The organism is Pseudomonas tremae, assembly GCF_023278125.1.
GTDB classification, from domain to species: Bacteria; Pseudomonadota; Gammaproteobacteria; order Pseudomonadales; family Pseudomonadaceae; genus Aquipseudomonas; species Aquipseudomonas tremae.
Window position 1 is genome coordinate 3162177 of the sequence record NZ_CP066270.1, and the last position, 19665, is coordinate 3181841.

Annotated in this window: 18 protein-coding genes and 2 pseudogenes; 6 read left to right on the forward strand and 14 right to left on the reverse strand. The window is 60.7% G+C overall.

Going from position 1 to position 19665, the window contains the following annotated elements; translation table 11 throughout:
- Positions 1-6 precede the first annotated feature (6 nt).
- The 6 genes and pseudogenes from I9H09_RS14345 to I9H09_RS14370 all read left to right on the forward strand — a co-directional run bounded on the left by I9H09_RS14345 (position 7) and on the right by I9H09_RS14370 (position 7337).
- Positions 7-915, forward strand: a complete 909-nt coding sequence (locus I9H09_RS14345; RefSeq protein ID WP_055003818.1) for an ABC transporter permease — start codon at positions 7-9, stop codon at positions 913-915.
- 16 nt (positions 916-931) lie between these two features.
- Positions 932-1933 (forward strand): ABC transporter ATP-binding protein, encoded by a 1002-nt coding sequence (locus I9H09_RS14350; protein ID WP_236502337.1) that lies wholly within the window; start codon positions 932-934, stop codon positions 1931-1933.
- Positions 1930-2943 carry an ABC transporter ATP-binding protein gene (locus tag I9H09_RS14355; RefSeq protein WP_053932265.1) on the forward strand — a complete coding sequence of 338 codons (1014 nt, stop codon included), beginning with the start codon at positions 1930-1932 and terminating at the stop codon, positions 2941-2943. Before I9H09_RS14350 ends, I9H09_RS14355 begins: the two co-directional genes overlap by 4 nt.
- On the forward strand, positions 2940-4367 hold the full coding sequence (locus tag I9H09_RS14360) for a M20 family metallopeptidase (protein ID WP_005893347.1): 1428 nt from the start codon (positions 2940-2942) through the stop codon (positions 4365-4367). Before I9H09_RS14355 ends, I9H09_RS14360 begins: the two co-directional genes overlap by 4 nt.
- Complete coding sequence (locus I9H09_RS14365) at positions 4364-5527, forward strand: M20 family metallopeptidase (RefSeq protein WP_005893349.1); 1164 nt, start codon at positions 4364-4366, stop codon at positions 5525-5527. Before I9H09_RS14360 ends, I9H09_RS14365 begins: the two co-directional genes overlap by 4 nt.
- A gap of 286 nt (positions 5528-5813) precedes the next feature.
- Positions 5814-7337 (forward strand): annotated as a pseudogene (locus I9H09_RS14370) (amidase).
- Positions 7338-7346: 9 nt separating this feature from the next.
- Here I9H09_RS14370 and phnP read toward each other — a convergent pair.
- From phnP to I9H09_RS27200, 14 genes and pseudogenes are all read right to left on the reverse strand, one after another.
- Positions 7347-8099, reverse strand: a complete 753-nt coding sequence (phnP, locus tag I9H09_RS14375; RefSeq protein WP_005893354.1) for a phosphonate metabolism protein PhnP — start codon at positions 8097-8099, stop codon at positions 7347-7349.
- Positions 8090-8656 carry a phosphonate metabolism protein/1,5-bisphosphokinase (PRPP-forming) PhnN gene (gene phnN, locus I9H09_RS14380; RefSeq protein ID WP_005893356.1) on the reverse strand — a complete coding sequence of 189 codons (567 nt, stop codon included), beginning with the start codon at positions 8654-8656 and terminating at the stop codon, positions 8090-8092. The genes phnP and phnN overlap by 10 nt, the downstream gene beginning before the upstream one ends.
- Positions 8656-9801: an alpha-D-ribose 1-methylphosphonate 5-triphosphate diphosphatase gene (locus tag I9H09_RS14385; protein WP_005893358.1), complete on the reverse strand. Its 1146-nt coding sequence runs from the start codon at positions 9799-9801 to the stop codon at positions 8656-8658. The genes phnN and I9H09_RS14385 overlap by 1 nt, the downstream gene beginning before the upstream one ends.
- Positions 9795-10511, reverse strand: a complete 717-nt coding sequence (phnL, locus tag I9H09_RS14390; protein ID WP_054997686.1) for a phosphonate C-P lyase system protein PhnL — start codon at positions 10509-10511, stop codon at positions 9795-9797. Before phnL ends, I9H09_RS14385 begins: the two co-directional genes overlap by 7 nt.
- A 32-nt stretch (positions 10512-10543) precedes the next feature.
- On the reverse strand, positions 10544-11365 hold the full coding sequence (gene phnK / locus I9H09_RS14395) for a phosphonate C-P lyase system protein PhnK (RefSeq protein WP_005893366.1): 822 nt from the start codon (positions 11363-11365) through the stop codon (positions 10544-10546).
- On the reverse strand, positions 11362-12249 hold the full coding sequence (locus tag I9H09_RS14400; RefSeq protein WP_005893370.1) for an alpha-D-ribose 1-methylphosphonate 5-phosphate C-P-lyase PhnJ: 888 nt from the start codon (positions 12247-12249) through the stop codon (positions 11362-11364). The genes phnK and I9H09_RS14400 overlap by 4 nt, the downstream gene beginning before the upstream one ends.
- On the reverse strand, positions 12246-13325 hold the full coding sequence (locus I9H09_RS14405) for a carbon-phosphorus lyase complex subunit (RefSeq protein ID WP_122323379.1): 1080 nt from the start codon (positions 13323-13325) through the stop codon (positions 12246-12248). The genes I9H09_RS14400 and I9H09_RS14405 overlap by 4 nt, the downstream gene beginning before the upstream one ends.
- A complete protein-coding gene (gene phnH, locus I9H09_RS14410) occupies positions 13325-13921 on the reverse strand; it encodes a phosphonate C-P lyase system protein PhnH (RefSeq protein WP_024689864.1) in 597 nt (198 codons plus the stop codon). Before phnH ends, I9H09_RS14405 begins: the two co-directional genes overlap by 1 nt.
- Positions 13921-14385, reverse strand: a complete 465-nt coding sequence (gene phnG, locus I9H09_RS14415; protein ID WP_054998170.1) for a phosphonate C-P lyase system protein PhnG — start codon at positions 14383-14385, stop codon at positions 13921-13923. The genes phnH and phnG overlap by 1 nt, the downstream gene beginning before the upstream one ends.
- Positions 14386-14399: 14 nt before the next feature.
- Positions 14400-15131, reverse strand: a complete 732-nt coding sequence (gene phnF, locus I9H09_RS14420; RefSeq protein WP_053480803.1) for a phosphonate metabolism transcriptional regulator PhnF — start codon at positions 15129-15131, stop codon at positions 14400-14402.
- 37 nt (positions 15132-15168) lie between these two features.
- Entirely contained in the window at positions 15169-15957 is a 789-nt protein-coding gene (gene phnE / locus I9H09_RS14425; RefSeq protein WP_122347150.1) for a phosphonate ABC transporter, permease protein PhnE, read from the reverse strand.
- A gap of 26 nt (positions 15958-15983) precedes the next feature.
- Positions 15984-16994, reverse strand: coding sequence for a phosphonate ABC transporter substrate-binding protein (gene phnD / locus I9H09_RS14430; RefSeq protein ID WP_054998169.1), 1011 nt, complete (start codon positions 16992-16994; stop codon positions 15984-15986).
- Between the two features lie 53 nt (positions 16995-17047).
- Positions 17048-17881: a phosphonate ABC transporter ATP-binding protein gene (phnC, locus tag I9H09_RS14435; RefSeq protein ID WP_054998168.1), complete on the reverse strand. Its 834-nt coding sequence runs from the start codon at positions 17879-17881 to the stop codon at positions 17048-17050.
- Between the two features lie 267 nt (positions 17882-18148).
- Positions 18149-19377 (reverse strand): annotated as a pseudogene (locus I9H09_RS27200) (methyl-accepting chemotaxis protein).
- Positions 19378-19665 lie beyond the last annotated feature (288 nt).

The window sequence follows — 19665 nt, forward strand, 5'->3', positions numbered from 1 at the left end:
GGCTCCATGAGCACAACCACCTCATCGCCACTGGCCATTCAGGATTACCAGCCACCAGCGCGCAGTGTCTTGCGCACCCTGCGCAGCAGTTTTGCGCATCGCGGTTTTGCCATCGGCGCGTGTTTGCTGTTGATCATCCTGTTCAGTGCGCTGTTCGCACCCTGGCTCGCACCCTATGACCCTTACACGCAAGACGTGATGTTGCGTATGAAGCCACCAGTGTGGATGGCCAACGGCGCCTGGGAGTACGTGCTGGGTACCGACAAACTGGGCCGCGATTACCTGTCGCGCCTGCTCTACGGCGCACGCATCTCGCTGTTCATCGGCTTTTCGGCAGCGCTGATTTCTGGCGTCATCGGCACCATCATGGGACTGCTGGCTGGTTACTTCGGCGGCAAGACCGATGCGCTGATCAGCTACTTGATCACCACGCGCCTGGCGATGCCGGTGGTGATGATCGCGCTGGCGTCTGCTTCGTTGATCGGCGGTTCATTGAAAGTGGTGATCATCCTGCTGGGCTGCCTGCTCTGGGACCGCTTTGCCGTGGTGGTGCGGGCCGCCGTGCAGCAGATTCGCGATGCCGAATACGTCGCCTCGGCCCAGGCCCTGGGCTGCTCGACGCTGCGCATTCTGGCCAGCGAAATCCTGCCCAATCTGATCGGCGCACTGATTGTCGTCGCCACCCTGGAAATGGCCCACGCGATACTTCTGGAATCAGCATTGTCGTTTCTTGGGGTCGGTGTCCAGCCGCCAATTCCTTCCTGGGGCCTGATGATCGCCGAGGGCAAACCGTACATGTTCTTTTCCCCCTGGGTAATCGCCATACCCGGCGTTGCCCTGATGGTGCTGGTGCTGGGCATCAATCTGGTCGGTGACGGCCTGCGCGACCTGATCCTGCCCGAAGGGCGCAACTGACAGAGGAGATACGCACATGGCGCTGTTGCATGTTGAAAACCTGTGTGTCGAGATCCCTCTAGGGCAAGACACGCTCCACGCAGTGCGCGGCCTGGACTTTCAGGTAAAGCGCGGCGAAATGATGTGCATCGTCGGCGAATCGGGCTGCGGAAAATCCCTGACTTCGCTGGCACTCATGGACCTGCTGCCGCGCAAGGCCCGGCGTACCGCGACGACATTGAAGCTGGACGACATCGACATGCTGACCCAGAGCGAACGGCAGATGTGCGACCTGCGCGGCAACCGTCTGGCAATGATATTTCAGGAGCCCATGACCTCCCTGAACCCCGCCTACAGCATCGGCGATCAGCTCAGTGAAGTGCTGACCCGGCACCGCAAGGTGTCACGCAAGGAAGCCCTGCAGCGCGCTGCACAGATGCTGGAGAAGGTCGGGATCAGCAACGCTGGCGAACGCCTGCGCCAATATCCGCATCAATTGTCAGGTGGCCTGCGCCAGCGGGTAATCATCGCCATGGCGCTGATGTGCGAGCCGGATGTGATCATCGCCGACGAGCCGACCACTGCACTGGACGTGACCATTCAGGCGCAGATCCTGCGGCTGATCCGCGACATTCAGAAAGAGTTCGGCCTAGCAGTAATCTTCATCACTCACGACCTTGGGCTGGTGGCGCGCATTGCCGACCGGGTTGCAGTGATGTACGCCGGGCAGATCGTCGAAACCGCCCCGGCGATCGAGCTGTTCGAAAACCCGCAACATCCTTACACGCGCGGCCTGCTGGCGAGCATACCGATTCCCGGACGCACCCAGCCGGGTCAGCCGCTGGGGTCGATTCCGGGTCTGGTGCCCAGTCTGGTGGGCGAGCAACATGGCTGTGCATTCCGCAACCGCTGCCCACAGGCAGTCGCAGCCTGCGCCGAAGACGTCCCGCCGGTTCACAGCCACAATCACATGACCCGCTGCCTGTTCGCCACGGCGAACGCCGAGCCCGTGTTGTGCCGCGAGGGCATTACCTCATGACCCGACAAGCCCTGAACATCAGTGTCAAAAAAGATATCGCCCTGGAACTGTGCGACATCCGCCGCGAATTCAGCATCAGCCGTGGTTTCTTCAAACCCAACGCCACGCTGAAAGCGGTCGACGGCGTGTCGCTGCGCCTGATGCGCGGCGAAACCCTCGGTCTGGTAGGCGAATCCGGTTGCGGCAAAAGCACTTTGGCGAAAATGTTGCTGGGCCTGCTTGCACCCAGCAGCGGCGATGTACTGGTCAACGGCAAGCACCTGGCAGGCACCGACCGCAAGGAAATGGCGCGGCGTATCCAGCCGATTTTTCAGGACCCTTACTCATCCCTGAACCCGCGCAAAACCCTGCGCGAAATCGTCACCCTGCCGTTGATCGTGCATGACATCGGCACTAACGCCGAGCGCCGTCAGCGTGTCGAATCGATGATGGATGTAGTCGGTCTGCCGAAACGGGTAATCGACAGCTACCCCAGCCAGCTCTCTGGCGGTCAGCGTCAGCGCGTGGCAATTGCCCGTGCGCTGGTGATGCGCCCCGATGTACTGATCTGCGATGAGCCGACCTCGGCGCTGGACGTTTCAGTGCAGGCGCAGATTCTCAACCTGCTGCAGGACCTGAAACAGGAGTTTGGCCTCACCTACCTGCTGATCAGCCATAACCTTGCAGTCATCGAGCACTTGGCAGACCGGGTAGCGGTTATGTACCTGGGCAAAATCGTCGAAGAACGCAGCCGCGAATCGCTGTTTGCAAGGCCCGGTCATCCTTACACCCAGGCGTTGCTGGACTCGGTGCTGACCCCCGACCCGCATCTGGGTATTCCGGACCTGGGCCTGCATGGCACCTTTCCCAACCCTATGTCACCGCCGTCCGGCTGCGCCTTTCATCCGCGCTGCCCGAGCTGCATGGCGGTGTGCAAGGAAAACTACCCGAGCACTGGCCGCATGGAAGGAGGAACCGTCCGATGCCACTTGCGCGACACCTCGAAAACCCTGGAGTTAATGCCCTCATGAGTAGCCGATCGCATGCCATCGAAAACGCCACCGAGCAGTTCGACAACGGCAACTTTTTCGCCTTGCTCGGCGACAGCGTCGCCTATCCGACCCAAAGCCAGGAGGCTTCGAGCCTGCCGGAGCTTTATCGTTACCTGAACGAGTTCATCACTCCGCACGTCGAGCGTCTGGGTTTCGACGTCAAGGTGTACGACAACCCGGTCGCGGGCCGCGGGCCACTGATGATCGCGACGCGCATCGAAGACCCGGCCATGCCGACACTGCTCAGTTACGGCCATGGTGATGTGGTGCGCGGCTACGATGCACAGTGGCAGGCGGGCCTGTCGCCGTGGAAGGTCACCGAACGCGACGACCACTGGTATGGGCGCGGAACCGCCGATAACAAGGGCCAGCACCTGATCAACCTGACCGCCCTCGAACAGACCATGAAAGCGCGCGACGGCAAGCTGGGTTTCAACGTCAAACTGCTGCTGGAGATGGGCGAAGAAGACGGCTCGCCCGGCCTCAGCGCGTTCTGCCAGGCGCACGCAGAAGAGCTTGCCGCAGATATTTTCATCGCCTCGGACGGTCCGCGTCTGGCAGCCGCGCGCCCTACCCTGTTTCTCGGCTCACGCGGGGTGTTCAACTTCGAGCTGACGGTCAATCTGCGCGAAGGCGCGCACCATTCCGGCAACTGGGGTGGCCTGCTGGCCAACCCCGGCATCATCCTGGCCAACGCCATCGCCAGCATGGTCGATGAGCACGGTCGGGTAAAAGTCGCGGGCCTGATGCCAACCGCCATTCCCGACGCAGTAAAAGCCGCGCTGGCGGATATCGAAGTCGGCGGCGGCCCCGGCGACCCGGACATTGATCCGCATTGGGGGGAACCGACGTTGTCGCTCAGCGAAAAGGTCTTCGGCTGGAACACCCTCGACATCCTAGCATTCAAGACCGGCAACCCCGACGCGCCAGTGCACGCCATACCTGGCAAGGCCCACGCGCTGTGCCACATCCGTTTTGTGGTCGACAGCGATTACACCGCCTTCATTCCAGCGGTGCGCACGCATCTGGATGCGCACGGTTTCACTCAGGTCGAGGTGCGCCAGACACGTATGGACGTGATGCACGCCACGCGCCTTTCACCTAACAGCCCGTGGGTCGGCTGGGCACTGGAATCGCTGGCGACCACCACCGGCAAAAAACCAGCATTGCTGCCCAATCTGGGTGGTTCGCTGCCCAACGATGTCTTCGCTGAAGTGCTGGGCCTGCCAACGGTCTGGGTGCCACACTCGTACCCGGCCTGCTCGCAGCATGCACCCGACGAGCATTTGCTGGCGCCAGTGGTCAAAGAGAGCCTGCAAATCATGGCCGGTCTGTTCTGGGACCTGGGAACCGATGGCGCACGGCTGACCCGAGAGCATCGGGCACAGGAGCTGAGTCAATGAATGAAGCACAACGGCAGGCAACAGACTGGCTGAGCGAGCAGTACGGAGCGATGGAAGCCCTGTTGCAGAGCCTGGTCGACACCGACTCCAACAGCTACGACAAGGCCGGTGTCGATGCGGTAGGCGATCTGCTCGCTGCGCAATTGCAGGCCGACGGGATAAGCGTCGAACGCATCCCCGTCGAAGGTTTTGGCGATGTGCTGTTGGCCGAGTTACCGGGCGGCCTCGGCAAGCCTGTATTGCTGCTCGGTCATCGCGATACGGTTTTCCCGAAAGGCACGACAACTACGCGCGGCTACTCGAAAGACGAGACAAAAGACAGCGCACTGGCCTATGGCCCCGGCGTTGCCGACATGAAAGGCGGCCTGGTGTTGAACTGCTTTGCACTCAAAGCACTGAAACAAATCGGCCCGCTGCCGTTTCCCGTGCAGATCCTGTACACCGGCGACGAAGAAATCGGGTCCGCCAGCGCTCGTGTTCACATCGAAAAATACGCCAGTCAGGCGCGCGCAGTCCTCAACCCGGAGCCAGGGCGTGCCAGCGGCAACGTGGTCAGCGCCCGCAAAGGCGGCGCTACGCTGATCATCGAAGTCAGTGGCCGTGCAGCGCATTCCGGGGTCAATCATGCGGACGGTGCCAGCGCCATCCATGCGCTGGCACACAAGGTGATCAAGCTGCATGCGCTGACCAACTATGCAGCGGGTATTACCACCAATGTCGGGCTGATCTCGGGCGGTACGTCCAGCAACACCGTTGCACCCAGCGCCACAGCCAAACTCGATGTACGTTTTGTCGAGCTCAGGCAATGGGATGAAATTCTCGCAGCAGTCCAGGCCATCGTTGCCGAGGAGGAATTGACCGGCACATCGGCCAGACTGCTGGAAGCCACCACTTTCCTGCCAATGGAAGCGAAGCACAGCACTGATTTGCTGGCTATTTATCAGGGCCTTGCGCAGGAGCTGGGCTTCGCTGTCGAAGGCGAATTCACCGGCGGCTGCGCCGACTCGGGTTTCACCGCCAGCCTCGGCATCCCCACCCTGTGCGGCCTCGGCCCGGTAGGCGGCAAAGTGCACACCGACCGTGAGTATCTGGAGCTTGATACTTTGATCCCCAGAGGCCAGGCACTAGTGGCGACGATACTGGCGCTCGGGGATTTTTGAGGATGCCTCATTACCGCCAGGTATGTATGAGGGTAGGAGCAGACCGGGCGACGCGTCGCTTGTGTGGGAGCGGACTTGTCCGCGAACTGTCGGGAACCGACAGCAAAACCAGCATATAAAGGACATCAGGCACAACCGAGGTTACCAATTTCAGGCCCGCTTCGCAGCCCATCGCAGCCGTCGTGACCTCCTGAAGCTCCCACGGCATGCGGCCAGAATCAAAAGCAGATTCGTGTAAAGCCGTAAATGTGGCGCGTGGCTGCGATCAACACTACGAGGAAACCCCATGCAAAATTCTTCCGAGCTTCTCGGCAAATCCGCCACCGAACTGCGGGCGCTGATCGGCAGCAAACAGATCTCGCCAGTGGAGTTGCTCGACGCCTGTATCGAGCGCATCGAGACCCTCAATCCGAAAATCAACGCCTTTGCCGCGACCTGCTTTGACCGCGCCAGAAGCGAGGCTGTCAGCGCCGAACAGGCGGTGATGCAAGGCAAACCGCTGGGCTTGCTGCATGGTTTGCCAATCGGCATCAAGGACCTGGAAGAAACCGCAGAAGTACTCACCACCTACGGCTCGCCATTGTTCCGCGACAACATACCCACCCAGGACAACCTGTTCGTCGCCCGCCTGCGCGCTGCCGGGGCAATCATGCTCGGCAAGACCAACGTGCCGGAACTGGGCGCCGGCGCCAACACCCGCAACGTGGTCTGGGGCGCAACCGGCAACCCGTTCAACCCTGAATTGAATGCAGGCGGTTCTTAGGGTGGCTCGGCCGCTGCGCTGGCGGTGGATATGGTGCCACTGTGCAGCGGCTCTGACACCGGTGGCTCGCTGCGAATTCCCGCCGCGCTGTGCGGCATCGTCGGCTTGCGCCCTTCTCCGGGCTTGGTGCCGAGCGAGCGCAAGAAACTCGGCTGGACCCCCATTTCCGTCGTCGGCCCGATGGGCCGCAACGTCGCCGACACCCTGCTGCAACTGCGTGCCAGCGCCGGGCTGGCGCAGTCCGACCCATTGAGCTATGCCATCGCCGCTGACGAATTTGCTCCTCGTCAGGTAGACCTCAGCCAACTGCGGGTCGGCTACAGCGAAGATTTCGGCACCTGCGCGGTGGACACCCATATTCGTGCAGTCTTCCGGGAAAAGATCAGCGCACTGAAACCGCTGTTCAAGTCCTGCGAAGCCATCGACCTGAACCTGAGCAGTGCCCACCGTACCTTCGACGTCCTGCGCGCCGAAGCATTCGTCGCCGGCTTGCAGGACGCCCACGACCGCAACCCGGAAGCGCTGGGCCCCAACACCCGAGCCAATTTCGACATGGGCGTAGCGATGTCGTTGCAGGACTGCGTAAAGGCACATGGCGAACAGAGCCGAATCTTTCGCGGCTTCCAGAAGCAATTCGAACACTACGACGTTATCCTCGCCCCGACCACACCGGTGTCGCCGTTCCCCTGGAGCGAGCTGTACCTGCGCGAAGTCAACGGCGAACCACTGGACAACTACTACCGCTGGCTGGCGCTGTGTTACACCATCACCCTGACCACCAACCCCGCGTTGTCCCTGCCCTGCGGCACCGATCATAAAGGCATGCCATTCGGGCTGCAGGTGATCGGCGGTTTTCGTGGCGACGCAAAACTGCTCGCCTGCGCACAGGCGCTTGAGCAAGCGACGGCGTACGACCCACGCTTGTCCCGGCCACGCCCGGACCTGCAGAAACTGCTGACGTCGGGAGTCGATCTGACACATATCGTCACGCATCCGCCTATTTATGGTGGGTCGAAGGGCGGTAAGCCTGAGGTGGGGGCGATGTGAGGGGGATTCTCAGACCACCGCCATTGCATCACGCCCAACCACCACATTGCCCGGCAACTCTCTAGGCTGTGTCATCAACCACGCATCCAGCGTGTGGCCAATATGCGTCAACACCGCTTTGCCCGGTCGCAGTTGGTCAATGCTTTCCAGCGCCAACGTCAGGTCATTGTGATTACGCGGTGGCTGAGGTTGCGGGGGCATGGAGCAGTCGAGAACCAGCACGTCCAGCGGCTGGCGTTGCAGGAACTCGCGGGTCACGTCGGGCAGGCCGACGGTGTCGGTCAGGTAAGCAATGCGTTGCCCGTCACCTTCAAACAGATAACCAAAGGTGGGCCTGGAGTGTGTCAATGGCAGCGCAGTGACTTGCATAGCGCCCAGCGATCGGGTTTCGAACGCTGCAAATGGCTGGCTGAAATCAAGAATGCCGGGGTGCTTGTAAAGGTCAGCCAGGCCTTCCGGGTCCGCCGGGCCGTGGACCGGGATGATCAACCCCTGCCCCCAGCGCAGATGCAGCAGGCCCTGCGCATGATCGGCATGGTAGTGGGTCTGCAAAATGCCGCTCAGGCTGTGCGGCGGAAAACGCTCGGTCAGATCGTTGAGGCCGCTGTCGATCAGCCAGCGTTGGTCTGCGCATTCGATCAACGCACTGCAGGGCAAGCGCCGTAAATCCTGATCGTCCCGCGCCGCAGAACAGGCCATACAGTTGCAACCGTAGACCGGCACCTGCCGCGCATCACCGGTGCCCAGCAGGGTCAGGCGCATGCGTGTCGCTTGTCCAGCAAGCCGATCAGGGTCGCAACCGTCTGTTGCAAATCAGCGGAATTATCCAGTGGCACCACCTGCGGAGTATCTGCCATCAAGCCCCCGGCGAAGCGTGCGTTGCGCTCCAGCCTTTCCTCGATTTCCGCCAGGGTTTCCCGGTTACGCGCCAGCAGGCGCTGACGCAAAACGTCTTGATTGACCATCAACAATACGGCCAACAGGTTCGGATAACGCGCTTGGGCTTTCTGCAGATGCGCTCGGGAACCGTTGATAAGCACGTCATGGCCTTCAAGCAGCCATTGATCGATCTCGATGGGGATGCCGTAGCGCAGGCCGTTGGCCTGCCAGCACAAGGCGAACGCACCGCGCTCGCGCATGTATTCGAACTGTTCGACGGTCACTGCCTGTGCCGCCTCGCCCACCGCTTCCGCAGAACGGGTGATCACTCTGCGAACCACCCGGCAGTCGCGCCGCGCCAGGGTTTCCCGGGCAGCGTCCAGCAGGCTGTCCTTGCCTGAACCAGACGGCCCGATCAGATAAATCAGTCTGCCAACCATCAAAACACCCTCTTGCCCTGTCGCCAGACTTTATCGATTACCGGCAGACCGCCATGGCTACGCGCCTGAATCAGATCTGCGCGCAGCCCAACGCGAATTTCGCCACGATCCGTCAGCCCTGCTGCAACGGCCGGTGTGCGGCTGACCATGTTGACAGCCTGCGGCAAACCGCATTCGTTGTCCTGATCGGCGAGCATGAATGCCGCCTGCAGTAGACTGGCCGGATAATAATCGCTGGAGAGAATGTCCAGTAGCCCTTCCCTTGCCAATGATGCTGCCGCCACGTTACCGGAGTGTGAGCCGCCGCGCACGATGTTCGGTGCGCCCATCAACACACTCATGCCCAGTTGGCGACAGCCTTTGGCTGCCTCGAGTGTGGTCGGAAATTCGGCGATGTTCATGCCGTAACCTGCCGACTCCTCGACATGCGCCATCGTCGCGTCGTCGTGGCTGGCAATCGACAGGCCACGTGCCAGACACAGTTCGACAATCGCACGCCGGTAGCGGTCGGCGTACTCGGTGGAGTTGGCGACCTGTTCGACGATAAAACGATCCATTTCCTCATGGCTCATGTGGTATTTGCCCATGTAGTACTCGCGGTACTTGGACTCTAGGGCGAACTGGCGCTGGCCGGGTGCGTGGTCCATCACCGAAACCAGTTGCACCAAGGGCTGGCCTACCAGGTCGCGAAACACATCAAGAGTGTCCGGATGGCTGACCTCGCAGCGCAGGTGCAACAGATGATCAGCGCGGGTCAGGCCAGCCTCGTTTGCATCGGCAATTGCCTTCAGCATCGAGGGCAGTTGCTGCATGCGCTTGCCCTTGGGGTTGATGTCGCCGATAGACAGTGCGTCGAACACCGTAGTGATACCGGCTGCGACGATTTGTGCATCGTGGCTGATCACGGCTGACATCGACGGCCAGTCGACACCAGGGCGCGGCGACAAGTGCTTTTCCAGGTTATCCGTGTGCAGCTCCACCAGCCCCGGCAAGAGGTAATCGCCGCGCATGTCATGAGCCTGGCTCAGTTGGCTGCTCCCGGTCTGAAGCTCCGCGATAAGCCCGTCACGCACCACCACAGTGCCGGTGAACACCTGCTCGGCAGTCACTACACGGGCGTTACTGAAAATCTGTTCGTTCAGCATTGCTGCAACTCCTTGGCGGTGAGTGCCACCGGGGTCATGTCGAGTTGACGGTCGGCGACCGACTCTCGGGCGTCACGGTCGTGGAAGATGCCGATCAGTGCGGCACCGGCCTGCTTGGCTTCAGTGACCAGTTCCAGCACCACCTGGCGGTTGGCGTCATCCAGCGAGGCAGTCGGTTCGTCAAGCAACAACACGGGCCAAGGCACCATGAATGCTCGGGCAATGTTGATGCGTTGCTGCTCGCCGCCGGAGAACGTACTGGGCGCCAGCGGCCACAGGCGTTGCGGTATGGTGAGGCGGGTCAGCAGCAGTTGCGCCCGCTCGTGAGCCTGCTCGCGGGACCAGCCTCGCGCCAGTGCGGGTTCCATCAACACGTCCAGGCTGGATACACGCGGGATGACGCGCAAAAACTGGCTGACGTAGCCCAGAGTCTTGCGCCGCACCTCGAGTACTTGTCGCGGGGTAGCGCCGACCAGCTCGATCATCTGCCTCTCGTGCTGCACGCGAATGCTCCCGGCGGCAGGCAGGTAGTTGCCGTACAGGGTGCGCAGTAGCGTGCTTTTACCAGCGCCGGACTGCCCGCTGAGTACCAGGCATTCGCCACTTCGCACCGAGAAATTAAGGCCGCGCAACACATTCAGGACCACGCCGTTGTGCTGATGCAGGGTGAAGGTTTTCGACAGGTCGCGGACCTCGATCAACGTCGTCATTGAGCTCACCTCTTGTGAGTGGACCGGCTGGCTCATGGCTGCAACACCGAGGACACCAGCAACTGCGAATACGGATGCTGCGGATCATCGAGGATCTGATCGGTGAGGCCGCTTTCCACGACTTTCGAGCGGCGCATGACCATCAGCCGATCCGCCAGCAGCCTTGCCACCGCCAAGTCATGAGTGACAATCACCACCGCCAGGTCCAGTTCGCGAACCAGCCCGCGCAGCAGATCGAGCAAGCGTGCCTGCACCGACACATCCAGCCCGCCGGTGGGTTCGTCCATGAACACCAGCCTCGGGCTGGACACCAGATTGCGGGCGATTTGCAGGCGTTGCTGCATGCCGCCGGAAAACGTGCGCGGCAGGTCGTCGATGCGTTGCGGATCAATCTCCACCTGAGTCAGCCAATCCACCGCCGCACCACGCAGCTGCTGATAATTGCGCACGCCCTGGGCCATGAGCCGTTCGCCGATGTTGGCCCCGGCCGACACGCCCATGCGCAGACCGTCACGCGGGTTTTGCTCGACAAAACCCCACTCAGTGCGCAGTAACGTGCGACGCTGCGCCTCGCTGGCGCTGTACAGATCCAGCCAGTCGCCATCCGTACCGCGATAATCGATGTTGCCGCGATCCGGCGGGCAACGTCCGCTCAGCAGCGACAATAGAGTGGATTTGCCCGAGCCGGATTCACCCACAATACCCAGCACCTCGCCGGGGTACAGGTCGAAACTGACGTCCTGACAGCCCTTCTGCACTCCGTACAGTCGGGTCAGCCCCCGGACCTTGAGCAGCGGCTGCACAGGTTCTGCCTGGCGCTCGGCCTCGGAATTCAAAGAAAGGGCACTGATCATCGTGCGTTCTCCTGCTGTTTGACACGCTGGGAGCAGTAATCGGTATCGGAGCAGACAAAACTCTGGGTGCCGGCGTCGTCGAGAATCAGTTCGTCGAGAAACGAGTCGTGACTGCCGCAAATGGCGCAGCATTGCTCCCAGCGCTGAACTTCAAAGGGGTGATCTTCGAAGTCGAGGCTCACTACTCGGGTAAAAGGCGGTACGGCGTACAGGCGTTTTTCACGGCCTGCACCGAACAGCATCAGCGCCGGGCTCATGTGCAGCTTGGGGTTGTCGAATTTCGGAATCGGCGACGGGTCCATCACGTAACGATCATCGACCATCACCGGGTAGGCGTAGCTGGTGGCAATGTGGCCGAAGGTGGCGATGTCTTCGTAGAGTTTGACGTGCATGACGCCGTAATCATCCAGGGCGTGCATGGTGCGGGTCTCGGTTTCCGAGGGCTCGATGAAACGCAGGGGTTCGGGAATCGGCACCTGATAGACCATGATCTGATCGGCGTGCAGCGGCGTTTCCGGAATCCGGTGGCGGGTCTGAATGACGGTAGCCTCCGGGGTACGCTCGGTGGTGGCGATGCCTGCCGTACGGGCAAAAAAGCGCCGGATCGACACCGCGTTGGTGGTGTCGTCAGCGCCCTGATCGATGACTTTCAGCACGTCGTCGTCACCGAGGATCGTGGCCGTCAGTTGCATGCCACCGGTTCCCCAGCCGTAAGGCAGCGGCATTTCGCGCCCACCGAATGGCACCTGATAACCGGGAATCGCGACCGCCTTGAGCAGCCCGCGACGAATCATGCGTTTGGTCTGTTCGTCCAGATAAGCGAAGTTGTAAGCCTCGTCCCGCCCTGGTGCTGGTTGCGCAGTGCTAATGGGGGCAGTACTCATTGGTCCCTCTCCGGTTTCGGTGCGGATTTGCGCAGTTTGCGGATCAACTCCAGTTCAGACTGGAAGTCCACGTAATGCGGCAGCTTGAGGTGCGAAACAAAGCCTGCGGCTTCGACGTTGTCGCAATGCGCCAGCACGAATTCTTCCTGTTGCGCAGGCGAGCGAATCTCCTCGTTGAACTCTTCAGCGCGCAACGAACGGTCCACCAGCGCCATGCCCATTGCCTTGCGCTCTGCGTTGCCGAACGCCAGCCCGTAACCGCGAGTGAACTGCGCCGGTTCGCTCGCCGAGCCAACGAACTGGTTGACCATCTCGCACTCGGTGATTTCGATGTCGCCAATTGAAATCGGAAACCCCAGTTCTTCGGGTTCGAGCCAGACTTCGACGGTGCCGATACGGATCTCTCCGGCGAACGGGTGATTACGGCCATAACCGCGCTGGGTCGAGTAACCCAGTGCCAGCAAAAAGCCCTCATCGCCACGCGCCAGCGCCTGCAAGCGCTGGGCACGACTGGCGGGGTACTCCAGCGGTTCACGGGTGATGTCCGCCACGCTTTCGCCGTCATCGACCTCGGGCTTCATCAGCCCTTCTCTGGCCAGCAAGCCCAGCACGCGTGGACAAGGCTCCAGCGTCGCCTCCGCAGCCGCATTCGGCCCCGAATGCTCGCCTTCGGCCAGCAGGGTGAAATCCAGCAGACGATGGGTGTAGTCGAAGGTCGGCCCCAGTAACTGACCGCCCGGCAGGTCCTTGAAGGTGGCAGACAAGCGCCGGTCGAGCTGCATGTTCGAAGTGTCGATAGGCTGGCTGGCGCAAAAGCGCGTCAGGGTCGTGCGGTAAGCACGTAGCAGAAAGATCGCCTCGACCAGGTCGCCTGCCGACTGCTTGATCGCCAGCGCAGCCAGTTGCGGGTCGTACAACGAGCCTTCGCTCATGACCCTTGCAACGGCCAGCGGCAGCTGCTGACGGATTTGTTCGACATCGAGCTCAGCGATGCCTGTATCGCCACGGCGCCTGCTGGCCAGCAGGCGGTGGGCATTATCGATGGCCTGTTCGCCACCCTTCACGGCAACGTACATCAGGCACACTCCTGCACGCGGGTGCTGCGTGGCAAACCGAGCATTTGATTGCCCGATACGAAGAACATATCCAGCCCGCACGGAAATTCGTTGCGCGATTCGCGTTCGTTCCAGAATCGCTCGTCGAGCGGTAACTTCACGCTGTTCTGACGCTCGATGCCCGGGCCGACACAGCTCATTTCAGGCCCGCCCTCAAGGCTCGGCAACTGGATAAGCAGCGTGCAGGACTGATCCGGGTAACGATCATTGCCCGTGTCAAAACCTTCAAGGTCCTGAGCTGCTGGCCCATCGAGCAACGCAAAGCGCGCAGCTTTTCGATCAGCAACAATCGGGCTGCCGCAATGAAACGAAAGGTTCGCGCGAATCGCCGGCGTATCGAACGCCGGCGCCAGCCAGACAGGCGTATCCAGGTCCAGCAAGGTCAGGCACAAGGCGTGGGTCGCGGCGTCCAGCCCCTGCAATGCAGGCGGCTGATGCCGCGCGGGCAAGGCCTGAATCACGCCTGGGCCGGCGAGCGCCTTGAGCGCCACCCGGAAACTGCGCTGCGCATCGAGTACGGGGTCAGTGAAAGCGGGTTGCAACAGAACGGCATTCATCAGTCTTCTCCTCGGACCAGGGTAAAGAATTCCACTTTGGTCGCAGCGGTTTCAGCGTCCTTGCGCGCCCGGCACTCGGCTTGCGCACGCACCAGGGGCTCGATCAGTTCGGTCAGCCACCAAGCCTGCTGCGCGCCCTGCAGATGCGCGTCGGCCAGGGCAGCCAGCTCTGCATGTCGCTTGTCGCGTCCTGCCAGATAGCTGTAGCCAGTGCGGCCGTCGGCCAGGCGAACCACGCAGCGCGTGACACTCATCTCGCCCAGATTGAAGGCCGAGCCAGTCCCCCCCATACGCCCGCGCACTAGCGTCATGCCGATTTCAGGGGCGCGGATCATCTGGTAGTCGGCATCACGCAATGCCGCTTCGTGACGGTTGAACTGTTCGCGGCCCAGCTCGTCGACGTGGGCGCGGGCCAGTACGCCCATCCAGCGCTGACGCGCAGCTGTTTCAGGAGTTGTCTGCATGGAACACCTCGGTGTCAGGTCGTCTTTATGGGAGTCGCCACTGGGGTCGTGACTTGATACTGGAAACGGTCAGCGCGGCTCACGGATCTGGAAAGCTCCACAGCTTGCCCGGAGGCATCAGAGGAAACCGTCAGCACCGTCAGCGCAGGCATATGCCGGGGCATCAGCAGCAGCCCGGCCTCTTCACGGGATGGCAGGCGCGCGCCAATCAGGCTTTGCACACGGCTCAACGGCAGCTCGCGCTCGGCCAGATACTGACGCACCGAACCTCCGTGATAATCGGCCAGCAACCCGCTGTAGCGGGCGCTGTAGCGGTGAAAAATCAGGCTGACTGCCTGCCCGTCCAGCTTGCGCAGGGTCTGCAGTTCGATCAGCGGCGCATGTTCTTCCAGCCCCAGATGCAGGGCATCTTCACGCGTCGCCTGGCATTCGCGGCGTTGCAGCAGAATCGCCTCCACTCCCAGGCCCTGCGCCGACCATGACTTGCTGTAGGCGCTGTCGGCCTGCACCGGATAAATCAACGGGCGCTCCAGCACTTGAGTGCCCTTGCCCTGGCGGCGCAAGACGCTGCCCTCGCGCACCAGCTCATCGACCGCACGGCGGATGGTGTGACGATTGACACTGAAGCGCTCAGCCAGTTGAAATTCGGCCGGTAGAAAGTCGCCAGGCTGATAAGTGCCCAGCTCTTCACGCAATGTATTGGCGAGCTCGCGGTACATCGGAGTAACTTGTCTAGACAACTGCATGTTTAAAAAAAGTGTTCATCGGAACACCCCTCTTTAGTCAAATGAATTGCTTGCGCAGGCGCTGCGAAACAATGTCGATCGCGCTGACCACGACGATGATGACCAGCAGCACGGCGCTGGTCTGGACAAAGGCAAAGGCACGGATATTTTCCCAGAGAATAACCCCGATCCCGCCTGCCCCGACCATCCCCACTACCGTCGCCGAGCGCACGTTCGATTCGAAACGGTATACAGCATAGGAGATCCACAACGGCATGACCTGCGGAATGACGCCATAGATCACTTCCTGCAAAGCGCTGGCCCCAGTGGCACGCACGCCCTCGACCGGCCCGGGTTCTATGGCTTCCACGGCTTCGGCAAACAGCTTGGCCAGCACCCCGGTGGTGCTGATCCACAACGCCAGCACCCCGGCGAACGGCCCGAGGCCGACCGCCACCACGAACAACATGGCGAAGACCATTTCATTGATCGAGCGAAACGCATCCATGCAACGCCGTATCGGCAAGTGAACCCACCACGGTGTTATGTTTTCGGCGCAGAGAATGCCCAGCGGTATCGAACAGACAATCGCCAGCGCCGTGCCCCACAGGGCGATCTGGAGGGTTACCAGCATTTCCTTGAGGTAGCTGCGCCATTCGCGGAAGTCAGGCGGAAAGAAGTCCGAAGCAAAGGTCGCCATGTTCGACGAGTCGCGCACCAGTGCCATCGGGTTCATCTCGGCGCCTTGCCAGGCCCAGGCCAGCGCGGCCAGCAGCAGCCCCCAGCCCAGGTACCTTGACCAGTTGTGCTTGCCCGCAAGGTGGATATATGCAGCGTGAGTGGTCATGACGACCTCCTGTTGGCAGACTGATATCAGCCTGCAGTACTGGCTGCGGTTTTCTGATTCAACTCTGTGATGCGCTCCTGCAATTTGCTCAGGTTCGCGTCGATGTCCTTGAGGCGGCTGGCTTTCTCCTGCGCGTCCAGCGTAGTACTGGAGACAACTTCAGTACGCTGCTTGAACAGCTCGAGTTGGCGAATCGGCAACAACTGGTCGTCGCTGGAGGGGAGGAACTTGCCCAGTTGCATGTTCTTGAGGACGGCTTTCTCTTCGTCGGTATCGCCGTAACTGGCGAAAAACTCACGAATCTTCACCTTGTTTTCGTTCGACAGAGCCTTGCTCCAGACCATCGGGTCGGACGGGATAAGCGGCGACTTCCAGATCACCTTTAGCTCCTTGACCTTGTCCGGCTGGGTCACGGCCAGGCGATCCCAGCTTTCGGTGTTGAACGTCGCTACATCCAGCTGGCCCTTGGCGACGCTCAGTGCATTGACTTCATGACTGGAGTTGAGCGTGCGCTTGAACGCGGTGGAGGCGTCTACGTGATTCTTGGCGAATACGTAATAGCCTGGCACCAGATAACCCGACGTGGAGTTGGGATCACCGTTGCCGAAGGTCAGGTTTTTGGCATTCTTGAGCATGTCCTCGACCGAGTTGATCGGGCTGTCCTTGCGCACAATCAACAGGCTCCAGTAACCGGGGGCACCGTCGGCCGCCGACGTCTGCGCAAAGATTTCGCCATTGGAGCGGTCCACTGCTTCCAGTGCAGCCTTGTTGCCCAGCCAGGCCACATCGACCTTATTAAAGCGCATGCCCTGAATCAGCCCGGCATAGTCCGAGGCGAAGGTGGCATTAATCTTGAGGCCGGTTTTCTTGCTCATGTCATCGAGAAACGGCTGCCAGATACTTTTCAGGTTCTGCGACGATTCGGTGGACATGATGCCGAAATTGATGACTTTCTCTTCTGCTGCATGAGCAGTGCCCAGCAAGCAGGCGGTCAGCAAGGCGGCAGACGCGAGGACGCGACCGATACGGTTGAACATGCAAGCTCTCCTGGTAATGAGGTTGATGCAACGGCGGTTGATGGTGAGCGTCATCAGACTTTGGCCAGCGCCAGACGCGGCTTCTGGCGGACACGACGGCTTCGTTCGGTAATCATCAGGCTGGCATCCTCGTCTGCACCGTACAGGTCGTTGAGGAACGTCTTGCTGAGGTCGCTGGCCAGGCCGTCGTAATGGATCCGCCCGCCCTTGAGGGCCACGGCACGCGGGCAATAGCGCACGGCATAATCAACCTGATGCAGCGTGACCACGATCGTCTTGCCATCGCGGCGATTGATGTCGGCGAGGATTTCCATGACCTTGCGGGCGGACTCGGGGTCCAGCGAGGCGATAGGTTCGTCCGCCAGAATGACTTCGGCGCGCTGGGTAAGTGCACGGGCGATTGCGACGCGTTGCTGCTGGCCACCTGACAACGTCGAGGCACGCTGCCCGGCAAGGTCTGCCAGCCCTACCCGATCCAGCGCGGCCATGGCTCGCTGTTTCTCTTCGCTATTGAACAGCCCCAGGCTACCGCGCCAGCGTGGCATGCGGCCCAGGCAGCCGAGCAATACGTTGTCCAGTACGCTGAGACGGTTGACCAGGTTGAACTGCTGGAAGATGTAGCCAATGTCGGCGCGCAAACGGCGCACCTGGCTGTTGAGACGGCCCGAAGACTGAACCTCGCGGCCCAGCACACGGACCTGACCGCCATTGCCACGATCACAGCAGGCCAGGCCTGCAAGATGGCGCAGCAACGTCGACTTGCCGGAGCCGGAAGCCCCGATCAAGGCAACCATTTCGCCAGGTTGTATAGACAACGCGAGGTCTACGAGAGCACTCTTGTGCGAGAAAGTCTTGTTCAGGCCTTCGACATGAATGGCTGCGTCCATGAGGCTTCTCGGTCTTGGCACGACCCGGGACAGGTCGTATTCGGTGTCAACCAAACTGGACCTGTGTTGTTGCAGCCTCATGAACCGCAAGTGACGAGCTGATAACAGTTTGTCGCAAAGGGTGTTGCAAAGCGCCCATGTGTGATGCAGAGCATCACCCCACGCAGCGCTCAGCGTACATACGTTTTTAGGTGCCCGCAGACTGGGCTTGGGTCCGCTCCTGCGCCGCCCGCTTCAGGGCATGGAGCGGCGCAGAGAGCAGCTGGATCAGATCCTGAAGCTGCCTACCAGTTGCTGTAGCCGGGCAGCTTGTTCCTCCAGAGAATTGCAGGCTTCCAGGGTCTGGCGCAGGTTGTCCACGCCCAGCTGGTTGAGGGTGTTGATGTGGGTGATGTCGACGTTGATCGACTCGACCACCGAGGTCTGCTCTTCGGTTGCCGCCGCGACCGACTGGTTCATGCCGTTGATCTCTTCGATGCGGCGGGTCACGCTACCCAGACGCTCACCGGCCAGGTTGGCGATACCGACGCTGTCTTCGCTCTGGCGCTGACTTTCGGTCATGTTGATCACCGCTTCACGAGCACCGACCTGCAGCTCTTCGATCATCTTCTGCACTTGTTGCGCGGAGTCCTGAGTGCGATGCGCCAGGTTGCGCACCTCATCCGCTACCACCGCAAAGCCACGCCCCGCTTCACCGGCACGCGCCGCTTCAATAGCCGCGTTCAGTGCCAGCAGGTTGGTCTGCTGGGAAATGCTGGTAATCACCTCGAGAATCTGGCCGATGTTGGCCGTCTTGCCGTTCAGCCTCTAGTGCTGATTTTAGGGGTGTTGACCGGGTAGGCTTCGCTAATGTTCTTGAGGACCAGTTTGCTGTCCGGATGGACCAGAATCTTGCCTTCGGCACTGACCAGAAACGCATAACCGTGGCCGCCGAAGTTCAGCGAATTGATGATCTTTGTAACGTTGTCCAGGGCAATATCGGCGCCGGCAACACCCACAAACTCATTCTTGTACTTGACCGGCGTTGCCATAGTCATAACCAGCTTGCCGGACGAAGCCGCGATATACGGCTCGGTGACGATGGTGCCGGTCGCATTCTGCGCCGCCTTGTACCAGCCTCGCGCACGCGGGTCATAGTCAGCAGGACGATTGGCCGACGGAACCGAAAACATCACGCCTTCGGTACTGCCGAAATAGCTCAGCTGAAAGTTGTCACTGTAGGTCGGTACGCCGATTGCGCGCTGCAACTGTGGCAACTCTTTGCCGTCTACCGCAATTTGCTGAGACATCGATTGCAGCAGCTGAATGCGGCTTTCCAGCCAGGTCTGGATATTTTGCGTCGTCAATGTGCCCAGCTGTTGCAGCTCGGACTTCACGCTGGATTTAAGCGATTGACGTTGCCGATAATCATTGATGACGATGAACATGCTGAACGCGACCACCACGATCAACGCGGCGGCGAGCAGGATCTTCTTGCTGAAACCCAGACTTTTCATAGCGGTTACTTCCACGGCGAAAACCAATTAGGACGATCTCTGAATCGTCAATCAAACATCACAACTGCACTGCCTTCTTGAGCAGCGCAAATACAGGCCGTTCAGCAACCAGCGTCGACAGGGCTCGTTTACTGCATTGAGGGCATCAGGCAGGAACGAGAATCGATACATTACGGAATTGCTTGTGTCGTCATATCGTCCGCAAGGGACAAGTCCTTGATTATTTTTTTATGCTGTCGTGAGAGGGCTGTCCCACAATCGATGGCAAAACGTGCAGAGCTTGGAAAA